This is a genomic window from Mycobacterium sp. NPDC003323, assembly GCF_053589535.1.
Map to the genome: position 1 here is coordinate 18,236 of NZ_JBSFSB010000025.1, position 24,177 is coordinate 42,412.

Below are 24,177 nucleotides of genomic sequence, written 5' to 3' on the forward strand. Positions count from 1 at the left end.
GGTGCCGACCCTGTGAATCTCGTACCCGGGTGCGCGTCGGCGTACACCCGCGGCCCGGATCCGGTTCGGTATGGTGCGCCAATGGCTGACTCTGTGCTGCGTGATCACGGCGATCCGGGGGACGCCCCTTCGGTGCCGCCTCCGCTGGCCCCGGTGCAGAATCCGAAACGGCCGTCGGCCGCCGAAGAGGCCCGCACCATCGCCGCGTCCACCAATACCGGCACGTTGGCCACCCTGACCGGTGACGGGGATCCGTGGGCGTCGTTGGTCACCTACGGCCTGCTCGACGGCGCCCCGGTGCTGTGCGTGTCGAACCTGGCCGAACACGGCCGCAACCTGGCCGGCGACCAGCGTGCCAGCATCGCCGTCGTGGCGCCGGAATCCGTGGATGACCCGCTCGCGTCGGGACGCATCACGCTGGCCGGGGTGGTGACCCGCCCGACCGGCGCGGACCTCGACGCCGCCCGGCAGGCGCACCTCGACGCGGTGCCCGCCGCGAAGTACTACAGCGACTACAGCGACTTCACCCTGTGGGTGCTGCAGGTGGCGCGGGTGCGCTGGGTCGGCGGGTACGGCCGGATGGACTCCACCACGGGCACGGATTACACCGCGGCCACGCCGGATCCGGTCGCACCGCACGCCGCAGGCGCCGTCGCGCACCTCAACGCCGACCACGCCGATGCGCTGACGGCCATGGCGCAAAAGCTCGGCGGATACCCCGACGCCACGGCCGCGACCTGTACCGCAGCGGACCGCTACGGCCTGGACCTGCGCGTCGACACTCCCCGGGGGATCGCCTACACCCGCGCCGGCTACGCCGCGCCCATCGATTCGATCGGCGAATTGCGCTCGGCGGCAGTGGAACTGACCCGGCGCGCGCGGCAGGGCTGACCGGCGCCGACGGCGTGCAATACGATCGCGGTATGCAACGTCCGGACAGCTGGCAGGCCGCCTTCGATCTGATTCGCACCCGCGCCCACGAGCGCCGCGAGCAGCCGTTCAAGCTGGTCAGCGGGCAACTCAGCCACGACTACATCGACGGCAAGTTCGCCATCGACAACGGCGAGCGGCTGACGACCGTCAGCCGGGCGGTCGCCGACCTGGCGGCGGCGCACGGTATCGAGTTCGACGCCGTCGGCGGCTTGACCATGGGCGCCGACCCGTTGGCGCACGGCATCGCCATGGTGACCGGCGCGGCCTGGTTCTCGGTGCGCAAGGAGCAGAAGCAGCGCGGTCGCGAGCAGTGGATCGAGGGCACCAGGCTGCAACCCGGCGACCGGGTGTTGCTCGTCGACGATGTCATCAGCACCGGAGGCTCGACGAAGAAGGCCTACGACCGTGTCCTGGAGGTCGGCGTGACGGTGTCCGGCGTGATCCCGATGGTCGACCGTGGTGACGTCGCCACCGAACTGTTCGGCGGGCTCGGTGTGCCGTTCGTCGCGCTTGTCACCTATCAGGACCTGGGCATCGACCCCGTCAAGGCGGTCTGACTACCGCCCAGTTGTACGTTTCGGCGAAAAACTGCGAGTGCGATCGGGCAGAACGTCAATCTCGGCGGGCCGGCCGGGCCCTATCCCGCGACGACGAGCACCCCGCCCGGTTCCAGCCCCACCGTGACGCGGTCGCCGGGCGCGAAGGCCCGGGCCGCCGAGCTGTTCATCTGGGCATAGAGCGCCGAGCCGTCCGCCAGCGTGACGTTCACCCGCGAGATCGCACCCAGGAATGCCACCGAGGCCACCGTCGCCGCCCCCGCGGGGTCGGCGTGCACGGTCACCGATTCTGGCCGGACCATCGCCACGCCGGCACCGCCGACCGACCCGGGCAGCGCAGGCACCGAGCACCCCAGCAGCGCTGCCGTGCCGCCGCGCACCATGGCGGACACCTTGTTGCTGAGCCCGACGAAGTCCGCGACGAACGGGGTCGCCGGATGGGCGTACAGCTGCGACGGTGACGCCAGCTGTTCCAGCCGACCGGCGTTCATCACCCCGACCCGGTCGGCGACGGCCAGCGCCTCCTCCTGATCGTGGGTGACGAACAGCGTCGTCGTCCCCACCTCCAGCTGCACCCGGCGGATCTCGTCGCGCAGTTGCGTGCGCACCTTGGCATCCAATGCCGAGAGCGGTTCGTCGAGCAGCAGCACCCGGGGCCGCACCGCCAACGCCCGCGCCAGGGCCACCCGCTGCTGCTGGCCACCGGACAGCTCGTCGGCGTACCGACCCGACTGCGCGGAAAGCCCGACCAGATCCAACATCTCGGCCGCCCGGTTACGGCGCTCGGATGCGCCGACACCGCGCATCTTCAGACCGAAGGCGACGTTGTCGAGCACCGTCAGATGCGGGAACAGGCTGTAGGCCTGGAACACCATGCCCATATCGCGCTTGTTGGCCGGGACCCGACTGATATCGCGCCCGTCGACCACCACCGACCCCGAGGTGGCCTCCTCCAGTCCCGCGAGGATGCGCATCGCGGTGGTCTTGCCGCAGCCCGACGGGCCCAGCAGCGCCACCAGTTCACCCGGCTCGATCCGCAGGTTCAATCCGTCGAGCGCGTGTACCGAGCCGAAAGTGCGTGTCAGATCATTGAATTCAACAGCAACAGACACTCAGCGCCGCCTCTTCCGTCCGGTCAGCAACGACAGCCCCACCAGCAGTCCGAAGCCGAAGATCAGGGTGGCCAGCGATGCCGCCACCGATGTCGGACCGTCGCTGCGACCGAGTTCCACGATCTGCACCGGCAGCGTCTGGAACCCCGACAACGAGGCGACGGTGTATTCGCCGAGTACCACGGCGATCGAGATGAAGGCCGCCGACAGGATTCCGGTGCCGATATTCGGCACGATCACCCGCACGATCGTCGACGTCCAGCCCGCCCCCAGCGACCGGGCCGCCTCCGACAACGTCTTCAGGTCGATCGAGGACAGGGCCGCATCCAGCGCCCGGTAGGCGAAGGGCAACACCAGCACGATGTAGACGAAGGTCAACGTCAACGCCGATTCACCGAGCAGATACGTCACCCACAGGTACACGTTGCGCAGGCCGACGACGACCACCAGCGCGGGAATCGTCAGCGGGAGCAGGCACAGGAATTCGACGATCCGGTTTGCCCACGGGGCGCGCAGGCGGACCCAGATCATCGTGGGGACCAGCAGTGCCAGCATGGCCGTCACGGTCAGCACGGCCAGCAGCAACGACGTGACGATCGCGGTCAACAGCGCATCTTCGGTCACCAGATTGGCCCAGGCCGCCATCGTCCGGCCCCCGCCGAATGGGTCACGGGTGGCGAAATCCGCCATCGCGTAGAGCGGGAACAGGAAGAAGGCGCCGAACGTCAGCCAGAGTGCGACGCGCACAACACGGTTCATCGCATCCACCGCGACGTGCGCCGCACCAGCATGTTGTAGACGATCATCACCAGCGCGACGACGACGATCATCTCCAGCGCCAGCGCATACGCCAGGCCGGCCTGTCCCAGCACCACCTCGCTGGTCAATGCGGCCCTGATCAGCAGCGGCACGATCGGACTGCCCTGGCTGACCAACGCCGCCGCGGTCGCATAGGCGGCGAAGGCGTTGGCGAACAACAGCAGCATCGATCCGAGGAAGGCCGGCGTCAACAGCGGCAGCGCGACCTCACGCCAGTACTGCCAGGTGCCCGCGCCCAGGCTGACCGCCGCCTCGCGCCACTGTTCGCGCAGCCCCTCCAGCGCGGGTAGGAAGACGATGACCATCAGCGGGATCTGGAAGTAGGTGTACACCAGGATCAATCCGGGCAGGCTGTACAACCACCCGCCGGGCGCGATGTCGATGCTGAGCAGGTGTTGCAGCCACAGTGTCAGCACACCGTTGATGCCGATCGTGGCCAGGAACGCGAATGCCAGTGCCACACCGCCGAACTGAGCCAGCACGCTACTCAGGGCGAGCACAGCGCGACGGACCAGTGAGCGGGGTGGGCTGCTCAGGATCAGCCAGGCCAGCACCGCTCCGGCCACCGCACCGATCACCGCGCTGACCGCCGAGAGCAGCACGCTGCGCCACAACGCGTTCAGCGGTGCCGCCTCGAACAGTGCACCGATCAGGGCGAGGGAGAACCGTCCGTCGACGACGAACGCGTTGACGATGACGGTTGCGGTCGGGACGAGCAGGAAGATCGTGACCACTGCCAGGAAGGGCAGCAGCGGCAGGAGTGCCGGGACGCGCCGAAGGAACCGCACGCCTCAGCCGATGGCCTTGGCCCAGTTGGCTTCCAGATACTCGGTCGCGGCCGCGTTCTGCTCGACGGTCACGAATGTGGCGGCTCCGTCGACCGGCGGCAGGGTGCCGTAGGTCTCACGGTCGATGGTGCCGTGGGTGACCATCCAGTCCGCGCGCACCGGCCTCGCTCCGCCTGCCAGATACAGGTTCTGTCCCTCATCGCTGTACAGGAACTCCTGCCACAACCGGGCCGCGGCCGGGTGCGGAGCATCGGCGTTGATGGCCTGGTAGTAGTAGCCGGCCACGGCGGCGTTCGGCGGGATGACCACCTTCCAGCCCGGAACCTTCTTGGACTGTTCGACATTGAGGTAGTCCCAGTCCAGCACGACCGGGGTCTGGCCGGAGGCGATGGTGGCCGGGGTGGGATCCACCGGCAGGAAGTTGCCCGCCTCCTTGAGTTTTCGGAAGAAGTCGACGCCCGGAGCGATGTCCTCGGGCGAGCCGCCCTGGGACACGGCCACCATCATCACACCGGAGAATGCCGCACCGGCCTGCGTCGGATCACCGTTGAGCGCCACCTTGCCCGCGAACTCCGGCTTGAGCAGGTCGTCGACACCGGCGATCGCCGGCACCTTGGTCGAGTCGTAACCGATGGACATGTAGCCGCCATAGTCGTTGACCCACCGGCCCTCGGGATCCTTGAAGGAGTCTGAGATCTCGGCGAAGTGCTCCACTTTGTAGGGCGCGAACTTGTCGGTGTTGGCCAGGGCCACCGACTGTCCGAGGTCGAAGACATCCGGTGCGGTGCTGCGCCCCTTCTGCTGTTCGGCGGCGTTGATCTCCTCCTGGCTGCTGGCGCCGGGCTGCGCCGAGTTGACCTTGATGCCGTACTTCTGGCTGAAGGTCTCGATGATCTCGCCATAGTTGGCCCAGTCCGGCGGAAGGGCGATGACGTTGAGTTCACCCTCGGCCTTGGCGGCCTCGATCAGCCCCTCCATACCGCCGAAATCGGCGGCCGAGGTGGCGGTACGGGCATCGCTGCCACCATCGGACTGTTCCTGCGCCGGCGGCGGGGCGCAGGCGACGAGTCCGGAGGCGAGGAGCACGACCGCGGCGGCGGAACCGACCATCGAATTCAACATGTGCGAACCTTCCGATGGACAGACGACCAGCTGGTGGCCGTGATCTGACATCTCGGTGAACGAGGCTCGACGCTACCGGTTCTACCATCGGGGGATGGCCGATCCACGTCAGTTGTTCGCCGCCGCACCGGTGGCCGCGCTGTCCACCGCCGACGCTCAGGCGGTGCCGCATCTGGTTCCGGTGGTCTTCGCCGTCGAAGGTGACACCGTGTACACCGCGGTGGACGCCAAACGGAAATCCACCCAACGGTTGCGGCGGCTGGCCAACATCGCCGTGAACCCGCGGGTGAGCTTGCTGGTGGACCACTACACCGAGGACTGGCAGCAGCTGTGGTGGGTACGCGCGGACGGGGTGGCCGCCGTGCATCACGAGGGCGAGCAGATGGCCATCGGATACGGCCTGCTGCGGCGCAAATACGTTCAATACGAACGCACCGCGCTGGACGGCCCAGTGGTGACCATCACGGTGCACCACTGGGCCTCCTGGCACGCCTGATCTACAGCAACCCGAGCAGCTGCAGGTCGGTGACGTACTTGACGATCACCTCGCGGCTGACATGCGGAATATCTTTGTCCGGCCCGATCTTCGCGTCCTGCACCGCGGTGCGGAACACGTCGGTCGGCGCCATCGCACCGTTGACCGGGACACCGGGGGTGGCGTAATTGTGCAGCAGCGGCAGGAGCGAGGCCTGGCGTTGCCGGTCCGGCAGGGTGCGCAGGGTGTTGCCGAACCGGTCGAACCACTCCCGGTAGTCGTCGATACGCTGGATGGGATGGCCCTCCTCGATGAGCCAGTCGACGAACTCGTCCATGCCCAGACCGTCATCGTGCGGATTCATGACGTGATACGTCTCGAAGCCGTCGGCCACCTGGGCGCCGAGGGTGGAGATGGCCTCGGCGATGAACTCCACCGGCAGCCCGTCGTAATGGCTGCGTTGCCGCTCGCCGTGGGCGTCGAGTTCGTTGAAGGACTTCGGTGCGATACCGGCGGCCACCAGGCTCAGCATCATCCGGGTGAACATGTCCGGCAGGTTGAGCTGGCCGGCGTAGGTGGTGTCGGCCAGGATCATGTCGCAACGGAACACCGACGCCGGTAACCCGAACTTCTCGTGTGCCTCGCGCAACAACACCTCGCCGGCCCACTTGCTGGCGCCGTAGCCGTTGGCGTAGGAGTCGTCGAGCACCCGGGCGGCACTGATCTCGCGGATGTCCGCGTCCTCGACGAACCGCCCCGCCGCGATACCGGCGCCGACACCGATCGTCGAGACGTAGACGAATGGCTTGATGCGGGTGGTCAGCGCGACCCGGATCAATTCGGCGGTGCCGACGACGTTCGGCCCGAACAACTCGTTGTACGGCAGCACGTGGTTCACCAGCGCGGCCGGGTCAACGATCAGGTCGACGGTGTCGGCCAGGCGTTGCCAGGTCTGCGGGTCCAGGCCCAGGTCGTGCTCACCCTTGTCGCCGGCCAGCACCTCCAGATGCTTTTCCGCCAACTCTCGATAGTGGGCAACGAGTTTCGGGTCGCCCCCGCTGTTCGGTCCAGCACTGTCGAAGGTGGCGTCCAGCCGGGCCCGGGCCTCGGCGTCGGAGCGGGCCCGCACCAGGCAGATCACCTTGCCGTCGACCAGGCTCATCCGCTCCAGCCATTCCAGTGCCAGATAGCGACCCAAGAATCCGGTCGCGCCGGTCAACAGCACGGTCCTGACATTATCGGCCGGCCCCGCCAACCTGTTTGCGACAGAAAGTGTTTCGGCGTCGATGAACTTGTCCAGGGTCAGCTCGGCGGCGCGCGCCACCGTGGCATCCTTGCCGTGCACCGATGCGAAGGTCGGCCGCAGCGCCGTACCTGAGCGCTGCGCCTCGACGTGCGTGGCGATGGAGGCCAGATCCGCTGCGGGGCTGACGATCACGCTCACCGGAACCTCGACGCCGAAGATGTCGGCGAGCAGATTGCCGAACGTCAGCGCCGACAGCGAGTCGCCGCCCAGATCGGTGAAGTGCACATCCGGGGCGATATCGGTGCTCGCGGCGCCCAGCAGCGCCGCGGCGGCGCGGCCGACGGTCTCCAGCACGGGCGCCTGCGCCCCGCTGGTCCGCAGTGCCTGCAGTTCGTCGGCCTGTCCGTCGGCCAGTTCGGTGTAAAGCGCTTCCAGTTGTGCACCGTAGCGTTCCTTGAGCTTCGGCCACGCCAGCTTGCGGATACCGGTGAGCAGGCCGTTCTCGGTGCTGAATGCCGTTGTCTCGATCAGGAAATCGCGGGGTAGTTCGTAGGACTGCAACTGTGCTGCCTTGGCCGTGGCCTTCAGCGATGCGGCGATCTCGGCCTTGGTGGCGTTCGCGTCGGTGGGCACCACGACGGCCACCAGGTACGGGCGGGAGCTGTTGCCGTAGATGTAGATCTGATGCACCAGCGGCGCGGTGTTGAACGCCGCTTCCAATTTGGAGACCGTGACGAACTCGCCTTGGGACAGTTTGAGCACGTTGTTGCGACGGTCGATATAGGCCACCTCATCGGGTCCGAGTTCGGCGACGATGTCGCCGGTGCGGTAGAAGCCGTCCTCGTCGAAGACCGCCGCGGTGACCTCGGGGCGCTTGTAGTAGCCGGGGAACAGTTGGTCCGATCGGATCAGCAGCTCACCGCGTGGGTGCGGCACATCGCTGAGGTGATAACCCAATTCGGGCACATCGACGAGTTTGTAGTCGAGCACCGGCGGGCGGCTGATACGGCCGTCGACGAACACCGCGCCGGCCTCGGTGGAGCCGTAGCCCTCGACCAGGTGCATCTCCAGCAGCCGCTCCACCCATGTCTTGAGCTCTGCGGAGATGGGTGCCGATCCGGTGAGCGCACTGATGAACCGACCACCGAGCAGGTTATCGCGCATGTCCGCCAGCACCGCCGAATCATCGGCGCCGTGGGCGATCCGGCTCTGATAGTCCTGGAACAGCATGTCCCAGATGCGCGGGACGAAGCTCAACTGCGTCGGCCGGGTGAGTGCCAGATCATCCAACAGCGTGGACAGGTCGGCGCGCGCCGCGAAGTTGACGGTACCGCCGCTGGCCAGCGCGCTGTAGAGGATGCCGCGTCCCATGACGTGGCTCATCGGCATGAAGCTCAACACGATGGAGGGCACCCGGCCCTGGCTGTCGTCCCAGTGGGCGTGGGCGGCGGGCCGCCAGATGTCGGCGACCTTGTCCTGCGGGTACATCGCGCCCTTGGGCGCGCCGGTGCTGCCGGAGGTGTAGATCAGCAGGGCCAGCGAATTCTGCTCGGTCACTGCGGTGTCGGCATCGGGGAGCCGTGCGCCACGCGCGATGACCTCGTCCAGGGTCTGCACACCGATGTGCTCACCCAGGCGCGCGCGGGCGGCGGCGATCGCATCCCGGTGGTCGTCGACCTGCTCGTGCTGGTCGAACACGACCACGGTGGCTGCGGTCGATCCGAGCGCGAGCGTCGCGGCATCCTCGAGGTGGTCGACAGCGGCGGCGATCAGCACGGGTTCGGTCTCGGCGATGATCGGCGCCAGCGCGGTCATCGCCGAGCTGGTCTGCAGCGGCACCGACACCACGCCCAGTTGGGTCAGGGCGATGTCCACCACGGTGTAGTCGACGCTGGCGAACCCGAGGATCGCGACCCGGTCACCGGGTTGGACGCCCGCGGCCCGCCACGCATTGGTCACGGCGCGCACCCGGTCCCACAACTGGCCGAAGGTGATGGTGTCGAAGTGGGGCTGCAGGGCGGTGCGGGTGCGGCCGGTGGCGGGATCGGTGACGAACTCGACGGCCCGGCTGCCCAGCGCCGGACGGTCGGCGTATCCGGTCAGCACGGTTCGCACGATGTCGGGCAGCTGCAGGCCGGGCGCATTGACGGCGTCGACCACCGACGGGTCGGGGGCGGCCGCCGCGAATTCCGGGTCGGTTGCGTACAGGTGGGCCAGGCGCTGCTGGTCGAGAGTGTGGGCGGACATGGCACTTCCTCGGTTCTGGCTGACGGTTCGAATGGCCGGGGACCTCGACGTCCGCACCGGCCACCGAATACAACGTTAGCAAAACTAAAGATATGCCGCGCTGTGTCTCAGCTGCAGATTTCCTGTGAAAGCGCCCCGCAATGTCAGCCTGACAGTGCGATCGCAGCGGGCAGCCGCGGCCGGTCAGGATTGCTGGATCTGCGCCTCCAACTCGTCCTCGTACGCGCCCTCGTCGCGGCCGAGCGCGATGGTGGCGGCCGTCATGGCGACCACGGCCACGGTCAGCACCACGGTCTCCCACCGATTGGCGTTCAGGGTCTCCCCCAGGATGAAGACCCCCAGCAGCACCGCCGCCATCGGCTCGATCACGATCATCGTGGGCACCGACATCTGCAGCGATCCGGCATGGAACGCCGATTGCTGCAGCAGTGTCGCGACCACACCGAGGAACACCAGCGCGTACGGCACCGGCGTGGCCAGCACGTCGGCGGCGCTGCCGCGCTCCAGCAGGAACATCAGGATCTTGGTCAGCACCGCGACCAGACCGAACATCACTCCGACGGCCACCGCCAGCGGCACGGCCCGCTTCCACCCGGACGTGCGCACCGCGATGATCACGCAGCCGATCACCAGTACCGAGCAGGCCGCCACCACGACGGTGATGGTGGGTGCCGGCGCCACCTGATCGTTGACCCGCGGGTGGGCCAGCAGCACGAAGACCGCCAGCGACACCGTCAACAGCACGGCCCACAGCCAGGCGCCGCGGGTCACCCGGCGGTGCGCGAGCCGCGCGCTCAGCGGCAGGGCGAACAACAGCGCCGACACCAGCAGCGGCTGCACCACGATCAGCGACCCGTTGTCCAGGGCCAGCGCCTGGAAGACGAACCCGGCCACCGCGGCGGCGGTACCGGCCCACCACAGCGGGCGGCGCAGCAGCGTCGCGAACATGACGGTGCTGACGCCGTGCTCCTCGGGAACGTCCAGCGTCGCGCGCTGCCGCACCACGATGCCGACGGCGGCGAAAACGGCTGCGCACAACGCGAAGACGACGACGAGCAGTTGGTCGATCACCGGCGTGGCCCTCTCGTCACGCCACCACCCTAGGTGCTCAGGTCACGCAACGCCTCCGCCGTCTGCAGGTCCTCATACGCCGAGCTGTAGCGCTGCGCCAGCGCCAGCGCGATGTCCGGGCGCTGCCACAGCTCACCGGCGCTGGCGGTGGCCAGCCAGGTGGTCAGCCCGTGCGCGACCGACGCGCGATACCGCAGCCAAACCTCCTCCACCGTCGGCATCTCGTCGGCCGGCAATCCCAGGCTGTCGCGATATTCGGCCAGCAGGTCCCGTTCGCTCATGCGGCGGTCCTCGGTCACCAGCGCGCCTTGCAGGAAATAGCCGAGATCCACCGAGAAGTTGCCGCGTCTGGCCACCTGCCAATCCAGGAACCCGATGTCACCGCTCGGCGTCAGGTAGGTGTTGCCGATGTGCGGATCGCCGTGCAGCAGGGTCTGGGCGGTACCCGGGGCGGTCAGGGTTCGGATGAACGGCTTCCAGATGCCCTCGACCAACTCGTCGATGGTCAGCGCGTGCACCGACGCCGGCGCGTCGGCGCCCAGGCGTTCCAGCGCGGCGGGCAGCGGTGCGTACTGCATACCGTCCCAGGGCAAGAACGGTTCCAGCCAGTCCAGCCCCGGCGACGCCGCGATGCGCGCTCCCCAGTACCTGCCGTGCAACCGGCCCAGCCCGCGCACCGCCGCAGCGGCCTGTTCGATCGTCAGCGGTCGGGTGCCATCGCGCTGGTCGGCACCCCGAGCGGTCAGATCCTCCATGACCAGCACGAAGTCCTCGGCGGCCTCGTCGATGGCCGCGGCGTACACCCGGGGGTGCTCCAACGGCAGATCCACATCGGCGTTGAACAGTCGCGGTTCGTGCAGCAGACCGCTGGTCAGTTTGATCAGCTCGCGGTGGTCGGGGTCGACGGCCTTGACGAACACGGTCGCCGGGCCCGCCGGGCCGGGGGCGTAGCGCAGTTGCAGTCGGGCCCGCCGGTTGGTCCCGTCGTCACGCATGGCGACGGTGACCTCGGTGACCCGCACGCCCGGGAAGTCCCGGTCCAGCGCATCGGTCATCCAGTCGGCGCCGATGCCCTCCCACGATGTCGGGACATTCAGCGCGGCGGTCACGGGATGAACGCCGGCATCGAATCCCAGCCGCGCACCGTCGAGGTCGGCGACAGGGCGGCGTTGGCCAGGTCCGGGGACCACTGCGGGAACCGCTTGAGGATCTCCTCCAGCGCGATCCGGCCCTCCAGCCGCGCCAGGGCCGAGCCCAGGCAGAAGTGCGTGCCGACGCTGAAGGCCAGGTGCTGACGCTGTTCGCGGTGGATGTCGAAGATCTCGCCGTCGGGCGGGAACTGGCGGCTGTCGCGGACCGCCGCGCCGATCAGCATCATCATCACGCTGCCCTCGGGCACGGTCTGGCCGTAGTACTCGACATCGCGGGTGACGTAGCGCGCGACATGTGGCGCGGGCGGCTCGAAACGCAGCAGTTCCTCGATCGCCTGCGGGATGAGGGCCGGGTTCTGCACGAGTTCACGGCGCTGGTCGGGGTGTTCGGCCAGCACCTTGGCCGCCCATCCGATCAGCCGGGTGGTGGTCTCGTTACCGGCACCGGCGACGACGTTGATGTAGATCAGCAACTCTTCGCGGGTCAGCTTGCGCGTCACGCCGTGCTCATCGGTGAATTCGACGTTGAGCAGGTCGGTCATGATGTCGTCGGACGGGTTGTCCTTGCGCCAGTCGATATATGTCTCGAAGATCGAGCCGTCGATCAACCCCTCCTTGGCGGCCTTCATCGGCTGGCCCGCCTCGGTGCGCATCTGGTCATTACCGTGATCGCGGATCATCTCCTGGTCGTCCTCGGGGATCCCGAGCAACGCACTGATCACCCGCATCGGCATGATCGCGCCGAAGTCGGTGATGAAGTCGATCTTCCCGCTGCCCACCAGCGGGTCCAGCGCGTCGGCGCAGAACTGGCGGATCTTGGGTTCCAGGGCGGCGATCTTGCGTGGGGTGAACATCCGGGCCAGCAGCTTGCGGTGCGTGGTGTGGATCGGCGGGTCCTCGAAGATCAGTGCGCCCGAGGGGATGTCGATGTTCGCCTTGATCAGTTCGATGATGGCCCCGCGGGCCGAACTGAAGGTCTCGTGGTCGATCAGCGCCTTGTTCACATCGGCGAACCGGCTCAGCGCGTAGAAGTCGAATTCCTCGTTGTAGTACAGCGGCGCCTCTTCGCGCAGCCGGGCGAACGCCGGGTAGGGATCGGCGTTGATCTCGACGTTGTACGGGTCGAAGTACACGCCCCTGGTTGCCTCGACGGTCATCTGCCACCTCTCCACACCGCGATTACTTACTCGCGTAAGTTACGCGGGTCACAGCATCTCGATCAAGTGCGGATTCCGCCCAGGCCGAAAGCCGACCTCAGGTGCTGGCGCGTTGGATCAGATGAGCGACGTTGGCGGCGCTGGGTTCCCGGCCGCGGGGGTAGCCGAGCTCGGACATCATCGCCGCCACCGACACCTCGACGATGGTCTTGGCGTCGAAGCCGACCGAGGTCAGCGGCGGTCCGCTGACCGCGCCCAGCGGTATAGCGTCCACACCCATGACCGCCAGATCCTGCGGGCAGCGCAGGCCGGCCTCCCGGATGCCGTGCAGCACGACCAGTGCCGTCTCGTCGCTCTGGGCGCACACGGCCGTCACGCCGGCGCGCACCCACGCCGAGACGACAGCGGCGGCATCGCTGCCGTCGGCGGCCACCGCGCCGGTGACGATCTCGGGCAATTCCGCGGCGGCCACCTGCAGCCCCGACAGCCAGTAATCCCCCAGCGGGCGCAGCGCCGCGGCCTCGGCATAGGCGAACGCCAGCTTGCGGTGCCCACGCGACACCAGATGCCGAACCCGCATCGCACCGACGCTCAGGTGCAGATCTCCCATCGCGTGCAGCTGCGCGCTACCCAGATGGATCTGCGGAACCCGTGCTGCCACAACCGCTTCGGCCGCCGCACCGGAGAGCGGGAAGACACTGGTGACCGCAATCGGGTTCAGGTCGGCGACGGCGTCGACGACATTGCGGCCGTCGTCGGTCTCGAACTGCAGTGACAGCACGATGCCGTGCCTGCCCAGTTCCGTGGTCAGTCTGCTGCCGACCTCCAGCAGCAACTCCCCCAACGAGAATCGCGGCACCACGTAGAGCACCACACCGCTGGCGCCGCGGGCCAGGTTGCGGGCGGCCAGGTTCGGGCGGTACCCGAGTTGGCGCGCGGCCTCCTGCACGGCGGCGCGGGTCTGCGCCGATATCGTCTGCCCCTTGACGTTGTTGAGCACATAGCTGACCGTCGCCGACGAGACGTTGGCCAGCCGAGCCACGTCCGCCTTCGTCGGCCGCGCGTTCATCTCGACATCATTGCAGGTTGGTCGCCGCCAACGGCTTGCCTGCCGATTCCCGCAGTGTCAGCACGGTTCCCAGGGACAGCACCGCGGCGATCACCAGATAGAAGGCGGCAGCCCGCGGGTTGCCGGTCGCTGCGGTCAGCCAGGTGACGGCGTAGGGGGTGGTACCGCCGAAGACGGCGACACACACGTTGTAGCCCACCGCGAAACCGCTGTAGCGCACCCGGGTGGCGAACAGTTCGACGCCCGCGGTGACGGCTGCGGAGATGTAGATGGATTCGATGGCGGCAAGCGTGCAGTGCGCGACGATGGCCGCCACCAGCGAACCCGATGTCAGCAGCAGGAACAACGGGTAGCTGAGCACCGCGAAGGCCACCGCCCCGGCGATCAGCATCGGCCGTCGCCCGATGCGGTCGGACAGCATCGCCAGCGGCAGCGTCAGCACCAGGGCCACCAGGCTGGCCAGGGTGATCGACACGAACGATGCCGTCTTGTCGAACTGCAGTGTCTTGATCAGATAGTTCGGCAGGAAGGTGAACACGACGTAGTAGCCGACGTTGAAGATCAGGAACAGCCCGATGACCTGCAGGATGGGGCGCCACGACGTGGTGACGGCCTCCCGCAGCGGTTGTTCGGCGACGTCATCGGCGCGGCTCAGATCGGTGAACTCCGGGGTGTCGTCCAGGCGCATCCGAATGTAGAGCCCGACCAGCCCCAGCGGTGCGGCCAGCAGGAACGGGATGCGCCAGCCGTAGCTGTCCATCGCGGCGGCCGGCAGCGCGGCCTGCAGGACCGTCACGGTGATCGATCCCAGCAGGAAGCCCAGCACCCCCGACCACACCATGAAGGTGACGATGAATCCGCGCCGGCGGTCGGGGGCGTACTCGGCCAGGTACACCGCACCGCCGCCGTATTCACCGCCGGCGGAGAAGCCCTGCAGACACCGCAGCACCAGCAGCAGCATCGGAGCGGCGACCCCGATCGCGGCGTAGGTCGGCAACAGGCCGATGAGCAGCGTGGCCGCCGACATCAGCAGGATGACCAGGGCCAGCACCTTCTGCCTGCCGATCCGGTCGCCGAGCGGGCCGAACACGAAACCGCCGAGGGGGCGCATGAAGAAGGCCGCGGCGAAGATCGCGAAGGTGTTCAGCAGCGCCGCGGTGTCATTGCCGGACGGGAAGAAGTTCGCGGCGATATAGGTGGCCAGGAACCCGTAGATGGCGAAGTCGAACCACTCCACGGCATTGCCGATGGATGCACCGATGACGGCCTTACGGACGGCCGCTGTTTCCGGGCGACGAGAATGAGCGGTCGGCATGCCGACCTACGTTAGTGAATTGCCCCGCGGGATAACGGGTTTGAGCAAGGCGCTTAGTCGGGCGGTGGCGGGGCTGTCGCCACCGCCCGACATGAGGCGGGTCAGTCGGTCTTCTGCTCGGAGGGTTCGTCGGCCTTCTTGGCGTCGGACCGGGTCTTGTACAGGCTGGCGATCGTGGTGATGACCAGCGTGACGATGATGACGCCCAGGCTGGCCAGCGTCGGGATCGTCGGCACGTGCACGGGCTCGCCGCCGTTGATGAACGGCAACTCGTTCTCGTGCAGGGCGTGCAGCACCAGCTTGACGCCGATGAACCCGAGGATGAACGACAGACCCTGCGACAGGTACACCAGGCGCTTGAGCAGATCGCCCAGCAGGAAGTACAGCTGGCGCAGACCCATCAGGGCGAACACGTTGGCGGTGAACACCAGGTAGGGCTCCTGGGTGAGCCCGTAGATCGCCGGGATGGAGTCCAGCGCGAACAGCAGGTCGGTGGTGCCCAACGCGACGATCACCAGGAACATCGGCGTCATGACGCGCTTGGAGCCCTCTTTGACCGTGAGCTTCAGGCCGTGCCACTTGTCGGTGGTGTTCAAGTAGTTGCGGGCGAACCGGACGACGCCGTTCTCACCGTCGTCGTCGTGATCGGTGTCCTTGGCCAACTTGATGGCGGTGTAGATCAGGAACGCGCCGAACAGGTAGAAGACCCAGGAGAACTGCTCGATGGCGACCGCGCCGAGCGCGATGAAGATGCCGCGGAAGATCAGCGCCAGGATGATGCCGACCAGCAGCGCCTGCTGCTGATAGATGCGCGGCACCTTGAAGCTGGCCATGATGATCAAGAAGATGAACAGGTTGTCCACCGACAGGCTGTACTCGGTGAGCCAACCGGCGAAGAACTCGACACCGTATTGGCTGCCGTGGAACATCGTGGTCCAGATGCCGAACGCGATGGCCAGGCCGACGTAGAACGTCAGCGCTATCGCGGTCTCCCGGGTGGACGGCTCATGTGGTCGTCTGCCGAACACCAGCACGTCCACGAGCAGGACGCCCAGGGTGACGGCGAGGGTGATCCCCCACTCGAGGGTGGACACGTTCATGTATACGAAAACCTCCGGTCGTCGATGAAACGGCCGAGGTCTCTTCCGCCTGCGCAACGTGAACGCGGGCCCACGGCACCGGTCATCCGATTTCAGATGACGTGATGGCGACACCGCAGCGCAGGAGTACTCCCCTCGGAGCCGATTCTGTCAGACGATCCCATCCTGAGCTAATCGGGCCGTGCTGGCTACCCCTCGTCGAACGGGTTCAAGATGAAGGGGTTGTCGTCGCCGAGCGTCGGCACCGTCGTGGTGGTGGTGTCGTCCTCGGTCGTCTCGTCCTCGGTCGTTTCCGTGGTGGTCGTCTCCGTGGTCGCGGTGGTTTCCGAGGTGGCGGTCTCCGAGGTGGCCGTCTCCGTGATGGTGGTCTCCGACGTCGTGGTCGTCGTGGTGGTCGAGGACCTGATCGTGCGCGAGGTCGTCGTCGACGACGACGTGCTCGTCGGGTAGGTGCTGTAGTACCCGGGCCCGTCGGAGGGGTCGACGGAGTTCTGCGCGGTCTGCACCACGGCGTAGATCAGCACGCCGATCACCAGCAGCCCGGCCACACCCGCGGTGACGACGGCCCAGGATTCCTCGTACCACGGGGTTTCGGCGGCACCGCCGCCGGATTGTGCGCCCCTGTCCTCTGCCACGAGCGCTGATGGTAACGACCATCGCGGCGCTGACCATCGAATCGACCCGGACTGTGACCGCAGCGCCGCCGGTCAGTGCCGGAAGACCACCAGCCGCAGCGCGGTGTACATGTAGATCGCCTCGCAGCCGCCGGCCACCAGGCGGGCCAGGTGATACTGCAATCCCGCGTCGACCAGCGAGGTGGGCAGCGCGACGATGAACGCGGCGTAGTTGACGGCGACCACAACGATGTAGATGGCCACCTGCGGGCCGGCCGGGGCGTGCGACCGGAAGTTCAGCGTCCGGTTCAACAGGTAGGCCAGCGCGAAGGCGCACACGTAGCCGACGGTGAGCGCGACCGGCAGCGCCACCCCGAAGCCGCTGTACAGCAGCGTCAGCAGCGCCATGTCGATGCTGAACGTGAAACCCGCGATCAGGGCGAAGCCCAGAAAGGTCGGCGCGACAAGCGAACTCAGCCCGAACGGGAGCCGAGCGGTCACGGCCTCACAGAACCGGTGGAACCGTTCGATGATGCCGTTCGGCGCCGATCCGACCGTCACGCCCTCACTGTGGCATCGGCAGGTGACGGCTCCGTTATCTACCGACCAACGGAAAGGGTGAGTGTTGTCCCGGTTTCCTGCTCGGCGAACTGGACGACCCGCGCCGCGATGGCGTAATCGCAGGCCACCGCGGACCGCCCGATCAGCACCGGCACGCCCTTGAGCCCGAACCGGCCGTCGACCCCCACGTAGCTGCCCGGCGGTATCGGTTCGGTGATGCAGTACAGCGTGGTCGCCGCGCCGGCGGCGGCGTCGTTGGCCAGCACTCCGGCCACCAGTTTGACCCCGCGCGCCATGACACCCATCAGCGGTGTCTCCGACAGCGCGGGCAGGTTCGAATCGACCCACCCCGGGTGGGTGAGCTGGCTGACGATCGGCGACCCGGCCGCGCGGAGTCGCCGGTCCAGTTCCAGACCCCACAGCATGACGGCGAGTTTGGAGGCCGCGTAGGCGCCCATCACCGTCCATTTGTGGGTGCGCAGGTGCATGTCGGACAGTCGCAGCGTCGCCGACTCGTGCGCCTGCGAGCCGACGTTGATGATCTGTGACCGCACCCGGTCCAGTAGCAGGTTGGTCAGCGCGAACGGCCCGAGCAGGTTGGTGGCGATGGTCGCCTCGAAACCGTCGGCGGTGTCGGTGCGGCGTTGCATCAGGGTGCCGGCATTGTTGATCAGGATGTCGATGCTGTCGATGCCCGCATCGTCGAGCAGCCCGGGGAAGGCCCGCACCGAGGAGAGGTCAGACAGATCGCACCGGATGACCGACACCTGCCCGCCGATCTCCTCGGCGCGCTGGGCGCCCAGATCGGTGTTGCGCACCGCCATCACCACATGGGCGCCGGCCTCGGCCAGTGCGGCGGCGGTCGCCAGCCCGACACCGTTGGTCGCACCGGTCACGATCACGCGTTTGCCCGTCATGTCCTGCAGGCGGGCCGGGTTCCATGTGGTTGCCATAGGCCCAGGCTAGACGGGCCCGTGCCTGGTACCGTTCGCTGATGCGTTGGGGTCGGGACCAGGGCGATCACTATGACTGGCTGACCGCATTCCTGGCCGCCCGGGATCTTCAGGTCGCCACATCCCGGGTCGTCGCCGGCATCATCGCCAGCCTGGGCGTCGTCTCCGTCCTGGTCACCGCGGCATCATTCGGGCGCGAGCAGAATTACCATTTCGCCCTGGCGGCAGTGCTGTTCGTGGTGTGCGCCGCCATGGTCGTCATCTGGCTACGTGCGGATTGGCCCTCGCGTCGGCAGTCCCACATCTGTCTCATCGCGGGTACCGGACTGATCGCCGCGACGGCGATGTCCGATCCCGATCCGGTCCTCGGCCTGTTGGGCTCGGCCGCGTTCACCGTGACGACCGGCTATGCGGTGCTGTTCCACTCCCGGCGGTGGCTGGTCGGCATCTGGGCGGTGCAACTGGCGACGCTGATCGTGCTGGCCTGGCGGTTGTTGGCGGTCGATTACGCGCTGGCGCTGGCCAGCGTGGTGTTCGTGGCGCTGATCAACGCGTTCATGGCCTTTGCCTGCGAATTGGTGCTGCGCATCATCGGCGCGGAGAATTTCCACGGTGAGATCGAACCGCTGACCGGTCTGCTCAACCGCGAGACGTTCTACGACAGCGTCGCCACCCTGATCGGTTCGCGCAGCCGCTACGACGACCGCTATCTCATCCTGATCGTGGTGAATCTGGACAGCTTCTCGTTGTTGACCGCCATGTCCGGCAAGACCGGCGGCAACCGGGCGCGCGTCGCCATCGGGCAGCGTCTGCGTGAGACGGTGCGCGGGGACGCGGTGGTCGGGCATCAGGGCGACTCGGAGTTCTGGGTGGCCGACGTGTTCACCACCCCGGATCCGACCCCACTGGCCGAACGCATCCTGGGCACCATCAAGTCGGCACCGTTTCAGCTGACCGCCAGCCTGGGGGTGGTGAGCACCCCGCTCAAGCCGCTGACCGAGCACGCCTCCCACGACGTGCTCGACGAGTTGCTGACCATCGGCACCGGCGCGATGTACGAGGCGCGCAAGTCCGGCGGCAACCAGTTCCGGTTGCTGTTGTCGCCGACGCTGGCCACCACCGACGGTGATGATCCCGACGATCCGTCAGTGACCGGCCATCGGGACTGACCGGCGGCCCGCCGTCAGGGGACGGTGACGGTGATCTGGATCGGGAACGGCACCTCGCCGTCCTGCAGGAGCGCGACGGTCGGTATCGCCATGGCCACCAGCGCGGCCACCGACACGACGAGCGACTGGACGAAACGCCTTGTGGTCAACATGATCACCACAACACGCGACCGCCGCGCAGTCATCCCGCCCGGTCAGGCCGTCAAAAGACGGTCACGGAAGAGGTCGAGCACCTGATCCAGGGCCGCCCTGGTGGGCTGGCCCGGTTCGTCGATCAGATGCTCGGTGAGCACCGAATGCGCCGACAGCAGCGCCTCGGGGTTGGCATCCGCCTCGGACAGTTCCACGGCCACGAACGCGTCCCCGAGTTGTTCGCGCAGGAAGGCGAACCGTTCCGGCGGGACCAGTTTGTCGGAGTCGAAGCGCAATCCGAGCACCGTCAGCCCACGCGCGCAGCGTGCCTTGACGATGTCCAGGTCCGCCGGCGAGATGTCGATGGTGCGTTTGTGCGCCGGGGTCACCGGAAGCGGCATGGACGGCTGGGACAGCACCGGCGCCAGCAGCACGTCGTCGGCGGCCATCGCCAGCGCATAGCCACCGGTGAAGCACATGCCGACCGCGCCCACGCCCGGGCCACCGCAGCGTGCGTGTTCGGCGCGGGCCAGGGCACGCAGCCAGCCGATCACCGGCGAGGTGCGCCCGGTGGCCAGCGTGACGAACTCCTTGCTGACACAGGCCGGGACGATGGTGGTCGCCATATTGCGCAGTGCCACCGGGTAATTCGGGTACGGGTCGCGTCCGGGAACCCCGAACAGGTGCGGTAGCACGGCGGTGCAACCGATATCGGCGACCTTCCTGGCGAAGTCCAGGACCTTGGGGGTGATGCCCGGGATCTCGGCGATCACGATCACGGCCGGACCGCTGCCCCGCCGGAAGACCGCGCGGGTCTTGCCGTCGTGGGTGAACTCCGACTGCTCGAAGTCGCCGAGATCATCATGGGACATGGCAATGCTCCTCGACGGGGCCGGTGATCAACATCATCGGCCACAGTACGGTCGTCGCCCCGAAGGCCGCGACATCCGCGCCGGCGGGCAGCTGGGTCTGCACCTGATCCTCAAGAGCGCGCACGTCATCGGGATTGGCGATGGTGAACACCAGTCCGATCACGATATAGGGCAGCGTGAGCCACATCAGCACCTCGATCATCGCCTCGACCGTCACCGGCCGGCTCAGGATGGCCGTCGGACGCGCCATCGCTACAGCCCACAGAGGCTGTAGAGCAACAGCAACGGCCAGGCCAGCACCGATCCGGGCACCGGCCCGGAATGCGTTGCGGCCCAGACCACCCCGAAGGCGAGATACGGGATGGCCAGCAGCGCGGACAGCCCGATCCACTCCGCGACCCGCATCTCGTAGCGCAGCACCTTGCGTGCGGTGTCGAGCATGGTCACGGTCCGAACCTATCCGCAGTGCGCGGCTCAGGTGTAGGGATCGATGATCTCGACGGGAGCCGGTTCGGGGGTGACACCGACGGGTCGGCTGAGTCGCTGGGCGTCGAGCACCATGAGCGCGACGTGCAGCGAGGTGCGGGACTCGCCGTCGTCGAGGTCGACGCCGAGCGCCGCACCGATGGTGTCCAGCCGCTTGTAGAGCGCGGGCCGGCTGATGTGCAGGCGCGCGGCGACCGCGGCCTTGTTCCCGGCCAGCCGCAGATACTCCTGCAACACCGCGATGTTGGCGGGGTCATCGGCCAGCAGGGCCTTGAGCTCGGTCTCGGCGAAGGCCTGCACCCGATGATCGTTACGCAGCAGGGCGATCAATCCGCGCAACCGGACGTCGGCGGCGCGGTAGTAGTCCAGCGGTTTGCCGGTGGACTCTTCCATCGCGAGCGCTACCTCGGCGATATGAGCCGCCTCCCCCATCCCGTGGATCGCGTCGATCACCCGGTTCACCGATTCACCCACCGCCAGCACGGCGTCCGGCACGCCCTCGACTCGGCGGATCTCGCGACGCAGTTCGGCGCCGAGTGCGGACAGCGCCGCATCCGCGGGCCGGGTCACGCTCAGCGACAACACCAGACCGATCTCACCGTCACGCCGGACCGAGAACAGCCCGCTGTGCCCGGACGCGTTCACTGCGTGCATCACGGTGTCCAGTAGCGATACGTTGTGGCGTTGTCCGGCAACGGGATCAGCCACGGCGATGCGCCGGTCGATGCGCACCGCGGCCGGAACGTACCGGGCCGCGGACCGCAGTCCCAGCGCATGCGCCCGCGCGGCGGCCTCACCCTCATCGGTGATGCGGCTGCGCAGGACATCGTCGATCAGCCCGGTCTGCGCCTGCTGCGCCAGTCCGGAGCGGTCCCGCTCGATCATGCGGTGCAGCGCCAACGCCACCCCGGCCCGCTCCAGCACCATCTGCGAGCGTGACGCGTCGGCGGGTGTGCGCGGCACGATCAACCGTCCCCACTCCTGGGTGCGGGGACCCACCGCGGTCACCGTCCACTGCTCGGTCTCGGCGGCGCGCCGGGAGCGACGTTCCCAGTCGCGCAACAGTTCCGCGGTCTGCCCGCGCGCCGACACCGCCAACACGCGGTGCGCCAGATCCTCCAGCACGACGGGTTCGTCCAGGATCGCCGCGGCGGCGTCGACGATGCCGCTCACCGATGCCCGCTTCATGCTCAGGTCGGTGAACGTCTCGTGCACGCGCCGGTCGAAGTCCACCCGATCGAACTGGTCGGTGACGATCATCCGGTGCACGGCCTCGGTCACATCAACGAAGCGCACCTGGCGGTGCAGCGCCACCAGCGCCACATCGAACTGCTCGGCATACCGGCCGGCGTCCCGGGGCAGTTGCGCACCACCGAGTTCGACGACCACGCCGAGCACACCGGCGTCCGCCATGCCCTGTAGGTACCGGCGCGGATCGGCGCGCAGGGCCGCTCCGGTGGTCAGCACCACCTCGCCACCCTCGACCAGCGAGGACAGGTCGGCGATATCGCTGACATGTACCCAGCGGATGGGTTCGTCGAATCTGCGCGCGCTGAGGACCTCGGGTGCGCCACGCTGCAGCACCGGAAGGGCGACGACTTCGGCGACGGTCAGCTGCATTTACACACTGTAACCAGAAGCGCGAAATTCGAGACAGATTGTCTCAGCAGATGGGTGGCGGACGCCGCAGACTGAGATCAAACCCGATAGAAAGCGAGCGCATCACGATGCAGGCCACCATTCAGCACTGGCTCAACGGCACCTTCTTCGAGGGAACCTCCGGTTCCACCGCCCCGGTGACGAATCCGGCGTCGGGTCAGGTGACCGGTCAGGTCGCGTTGGCCTCGGTCGCCGACGCCCGCACCGTCATCGAGGCCGCGGCCGCGGCGTTCCCGGCCTGGCGCGACACCAGCCTCGCCAAGCGCACCCAGATCCTGTTCACCTTCCGCGAACTGCTCAACGCCCGCAAGGGCGAACTCGCCGAGATCATCACCGCCGAGCACGGCAAGGTCGTCTCCGACGCCCTCGGCGAAGTCGCCCGCGGCCAGGAAGTCGTCGAATTCGCCTGCGGCATCCCCCACCTGCTCAAGGGCGGGTTCACCGAGAACGCCTCCACCAAGGTCGACGTGCACTCCATCCTGCAACCGCTGGGCCCGGTCGGGGTCATCTCCCCGTTCAACTTCCCGGCCATGGTCCCGATGTGGTTCTTCCCCATCGCCATCGCCGCCGGCAACACCGTCGTCCTCAAACCCTCGGAGAAGGACCCGTCCGCCTCGCTGTGGCTGGCCAACCTGTGGAAGGAAGCCGGCCTGCCCGACGGCGTGTTCAACGTCCTGCAAGGCGACAAGACCGCCGTCGACGAGATCCTGACCAACCCCAAGATCAAGGCCGTGTCCTTCGTCGGGTCCACCCCCATCGCCCAGTACGTGTACTCCACCGCCACCGCGGCCGGCAAACGCGTGCAGGCCCTGGGCGGGGCCAAGAACCACGCCGTCATCCTCCCGGATGCCGACCTGGACCTGGCCGCCGACGCCATGGTCAACGCCGGATTCGGCTCCGCCGGGGAACGCTGCATGGCCATCTCCGCGGCCGTGGCCGTCGGGCCCATCGCCGATGAGCTGGTCGCCAAGATCCGTGAGCGCACCGTCGGCCTCAAGATCGGCGACGGCACCCTCGACTCCGATATGGGCCCGCTGGTCACCAAGGCACACCGTGACAAGGTGGCGAGCTACATCGACGCCGGCGAAGCCGACGGCGCCAAGGTCGTCGTCGACGGCCGCCAGGTACAGGCCGACGGCGGTGCGGATGGATTCTGGCTGGGCCCCACCCTGCTGGACAACGTCACCCCCGACATGAGCGTCTACACCGACGAGATCTTCGGCCCCGTCCTGTCGGTCCTGCGCGTCGAGTCCTACGACCAAGCCCTCGAGCTCATCAACGCCAACCCCTACGGCAACGGCACCGCCATCTTCACCAACGACGGCGGCGCCGCCCGACGCTTCCAGAACGAGGTCGAGGTCGGCATGGTCGGCATCAACGTCCCCATCCCCGTCCCCATGGCCTACTTCAGCTTCGGCGGCTGGAAAGCCTCCCTGTTCGGCGACAGCCACGCCCACGGCATGGAAGGTGTGCACTTCTTCACCCGCACCAAAGCCATCACCACCCGCTGGCTCGACCCCTCCCACGGCGGCATCAACCTCGGCTTCCCCGAAAACGCCTGACCCATCT

At 67.6% G+C, this 24,177-nt stretch carries 24 protein-coding genes; 5 read left to right on the forward strand and 19 right to left on the reverse strand.

What is annotated here, in order from left to right:
• The first annotated feature begins 81 nt into the window (after window positions 1-81).
• A complete protein-coding gene (locus ACWDUN_RS28565; RefSeq protein ID WP_449934072.1) occupies window positions 82-891 on the forward strand; it encodes a HugZ family pyridoxamine 5'-phosphate oxidase in 810 nt (269 codons plus the stop codon).
• 32 nt (window positions 892-923) lie between these two features.
• Window positions 924-1,490 carry an orotate phosphoribosyltransferase gene (locus ACWDUN_RS28570; protein WP_449934074.1) on the forward strand — a complete coding sequence of 189 codons (567 nt, stop codon included), beginning with the start codon at window positions 924-926 and terminating at the stop codon, window positions 1,488-1,490.
• 80 nt (window positions 1,491-1,570) lie between these two features.
• On the opposite strand, the gene ACWDUN_RS28575 is transcribed toward ACWDUN_RS28570, so the two are convergent.
• Genes ACWDUN_RS28575 through ACWDUN_RS28590 form a run of 4 tightly spaced genes read right to left on the reverse strand, consistent with a single transcriptional unit; the run spans window position 1,571 to window position 5,331 of the window.
• Entirely contained in the window at window positions 1,571-2,602 is a 1,032-nt protein-coding gene (locus tag ACWDUN_RS28575; RefSeq protein ID WP_449934075.1) for an ABC transporter ATP-binding protein, read from the reverse strand.
• Window positions 2,603-3,361, reverse strand: coding sequence for an ABC transporter permease (locus ACWDUN_RS28580; RefSeq protein ID WP_449934077.1), 759 nt, complete (start codon window positions 3,359-3,361; stop codon window positions 2,603-2,605).
• On the reverse strand, window positions 3,358-4,209 hold the full coding sequence (locus ACWDUN_RS28585; RefSeq protein ID WP_449934079.1) for an ABC transporter permease: 852 nt from the start codon (window positions 4,207-4,209) through the stop codon (window positions 3,358-3,360). Before ACWDUN_RS28585 ends, ACWDUN_RS28580 begins: the two co-directional genes overlap by 4 nt.
• Window positions 4,210-4,212: 3 nt before the next feature.
• Window positions 4,213-5,331, reverse strand: coding sequence for an ABC transporter substrate-binding protein (locus ACWDUN_RS28590; RefSeq protein WP_449934081.1), 1,119 nt, complete (start codon window positions 5,329-5,331; stop codon window positions 4,213-4,215).
• A gap of 94 nt (window positions 5,332-5,425) precedes the next feature.
• On the opposite strand from ACWDUN_RS28590, the gene ACWDUN_RS28595 reads away from it, so the two are divergent.
• Entirely contained in the window at window positions 5,426-5,827 is a 402-nt protein-coding gene (locus ACWDUN_RS28595; RefSeq protein WP_449934083.1) for a TIGR03668 family PPOX class F420-dependent oxidoreductase, read from the forward strand.
• A 1-nt stretch (window position 5,828) separates the two neighbouring features.
• Here ACWDUN_RS28595 and car read toward each other — a convergent pair whose 3' ends face one another.
• From car to ACWDUN_RS28645, 10 genes are all read right to left on the reverse strand, one after another.
• Window positions 5,829-9,299, reverse strand: coding sequence for a carboxylic acid reductase (car, locus tag ACWDUN_RS28600; RefSeq protein WP_449934085.1), 3,471 nt, complete (start codon window positions 9,297-9,299; stop codon window positions 5,829-5,831).
• 183 nt (window positions 9,300-9,482) lie between these two features.
• The gene (locus tag ACWDUN_RS28605) at window positions 9,483-10,370 is read right to left on the reverse strand and encodes a DMT family transporter (RefSeq protein ID WP_449934087.1); all 888 of its coding nucleotides are present in this window, start codon (window positions 10,368-10,370) and stop codon (window positions 9,483-9,485) included.
• A gap of 29 nt (window positions 10,371-10,399) precedes the next feature.
• Window positions 10,400-11,425: a phosphotransferase gene (locus ACWDUN_RS28610; RefSeq protein WP_449934157.1), complete on the reverse strand. Its 1,026-nt coding sequence runs from the start codon at window positions 11,423-11,425 to the stop codon at window positions 10,400-10,402.
• Window positions 11,426-11,475: 50 nt separating this feature from the next.
• Entirely contained in the window at window positions 11,476-12,678 is a 1,203-nt protein-coding gene (locus tag ACWDUN_RS28615; protein WP_449934088.1) for a cytochrome P450, read from the reverse strand.
• A gap of 97 nt (window positions 12,679-12,775) precedes the next feature.
• Window positions 12,776-13,747: a LacI family DNA-binding transcriptional regulator gene (locus tag ACWDUN_RS28620; protein WP_449934090.1), complete on the reverse strand. Its 972-nt coding sequence runs from the start codon at window positions 13,745-13,747 to the stop codon at window positions 12,776-12,778.
• Window positions 13,748-13,754: 7 nt separating this feature from the next.
• On the reverse strand, window positions 13,755-15,062 hold the full coding sequence (locus ACWDUN_RS28625; protein ID WP_449934091.1) for an MFS transporter: 1,308 nt from the start codon (window positions 15,060-15,062) through the stop codon (window positions 13,755-13,757).
• A 101-nt stretch (window positions 15,063-15,163) separates the two neighbouring features.
• The gene (locus ACWDUN_RS28630; protein WP_449934093.1) at window positions 15,164-16,162 is read right to left on the reverse strand and encodes a TerC family protein; all 999 of its coding nucleotides are present in this window, start codon (window positions 16,160-16,162) and stop codon (window positions 15,164-15,166) included.
• Between the two features lie 188 nt (window positions 16,163-16,350).
• Entirely contained in the window at window positions 16,351-16,797 is a 447-nt protein-coding gene (locus ACWDUN_RS28635) for a hypothetical protein (protein WP_449934095.1), read from the reverse strand.
• A 72-nt stretch (window positions 16,798-16,869) separates the two neighbouring features.
• On the reverse strand, window positions 16,870-17,337 hold the full coding sequence (locus tag ACWDUN_RS28640; RefSeq protein WP_449934097.1) for a GtrA family protein: 468 nt from the start codon (window positions 17,335-17,337) through the stop codon (window positions 16,870-16,872).
• 38 nt (window positions 17,338-17,375) lie between these two features.
• Window positions 17,376-18,290, reverse strand: coding sequence for an SDR family NAD(P)-dependent oxidoreductase (locus ACWDUN_RS28645; RefSeq protein ID WP_449934099.1), 915 nt, complete (start codon window positions 18,288-18,290; stop codon window positions 17,376-17,378).
• A gap of 41 nt (window positions 18,291-18,331) precedes the next feature.
• Here ACWDUN_RS28645 and ACWDUN_RS28650 point away from each other — a divergent pair, with 41 nt between their 5' ends.
• On the forward strand, window positions 18,332-19,459 hold the full coding sequence (locus ACWDUN_RS28650; RefSeq protein ID WP_449934101.1) for a GGDEF domain-containing protein: 1,128 nt from the start codon (window positions 18,332-18,334) through the stop codon (window positions 19,457-19,459).
• A gap of 14 nt (window positions 19,460-19,473) precedes the next feature.
• On the opposite strand, the gene ACWDUN_RS28655 is transcribed toward ACWDUN_RS28650, so the two are convergent.
• Genes ACWDUN_RS28655 through ACWDUN_RS28675 form a run of 5 tightly spaced genes read right to left on the reverse strand, consistent with a single transcriptional unit; the run spans window position 19,474 to window position 22,569 of the window.
• Complete coding sequence (locus tag ACWDUN_RS28655) at window positions 19,474-19,611, reverse strand: hypothetical protein (protein WP_449934103.1); 138 nt, start codon at window positions 19,609-19,611, stop codon at window positions 19,474-19,476.
• Between the two features lie 42 nt (window positions 19,612-19,653).
• Window positions 19,654-20,463: a dienelactone hydrolase family protein gene (locus ACWDUN_RS28660; protein ID WP_449934104.1), complete on the reverse strand. Its 810-nt coding sequence runs from the start codon at window positions 20,461-20,463 to the stop codon at window positions 19,654-19,656.
• On the reverse strand, window positions 20,453-20,713 hold the full coding sequence (locus ACWDUN_RS28665) for a hypothetical protein (protein ID WP_449934106.1): 261 nt from the start codon (window positions 20,711-20,713) through the stop codon (window positions 20,453-20,455). The genes ACWDUN_RS28660 and ACWDUN_RS28665 overlap by 11 nt, the downstream gene beginning before the upstream one ends.
• A 2-nt stretch (window positions 20,714-20,715) precedes the next feature.
• The gene (locus ACWDUN_RS28670) at window positions 20,716-20,904 is read right to left on the reverse strand and encodes a hypothetical protein (protein ID WP_449934159.1); all 189 of its coding nucleotides are present in this window, start codon (window positions 20,902-20,904) and stop codon (window positions 20,716-20,718) included.
• A 33-nt stretch (window positions 20,905-20,937) separates the two neighbouring features.
• Complete coding sequence (locus ACWDUN_RS28675; RefSeq protein WP_449934107.1) at window positions 20,938-22,569, reverse strand: PucR family transcriptional regulator; 1,632 nt, start codon at window positions 22,567-22,569, stop codon at window positions 20,938-20,940.
• A 107-nt stretch (window positions 22,570-22,676) separates the two neighbouring features.
• On the opposite strand from ACWDUN_RS28675, the gene ACWDUN_RS28680 reads away from it, so the two are divergent.
• Window positions 22,677-24,170, forward strand: coding sequence for a CoA-acylating methylmalonate-semialdehyde dehydrogenase (locus ACWDUN_RS28680; RefSeq protein WP_449934109.1), 1,494 nt, complete (start codon window positions 22,677-22,679; stop codon window positions 24,168-24,170).
• Window positions 24,171-24,177: the final 7 nt, after the last annotated feature.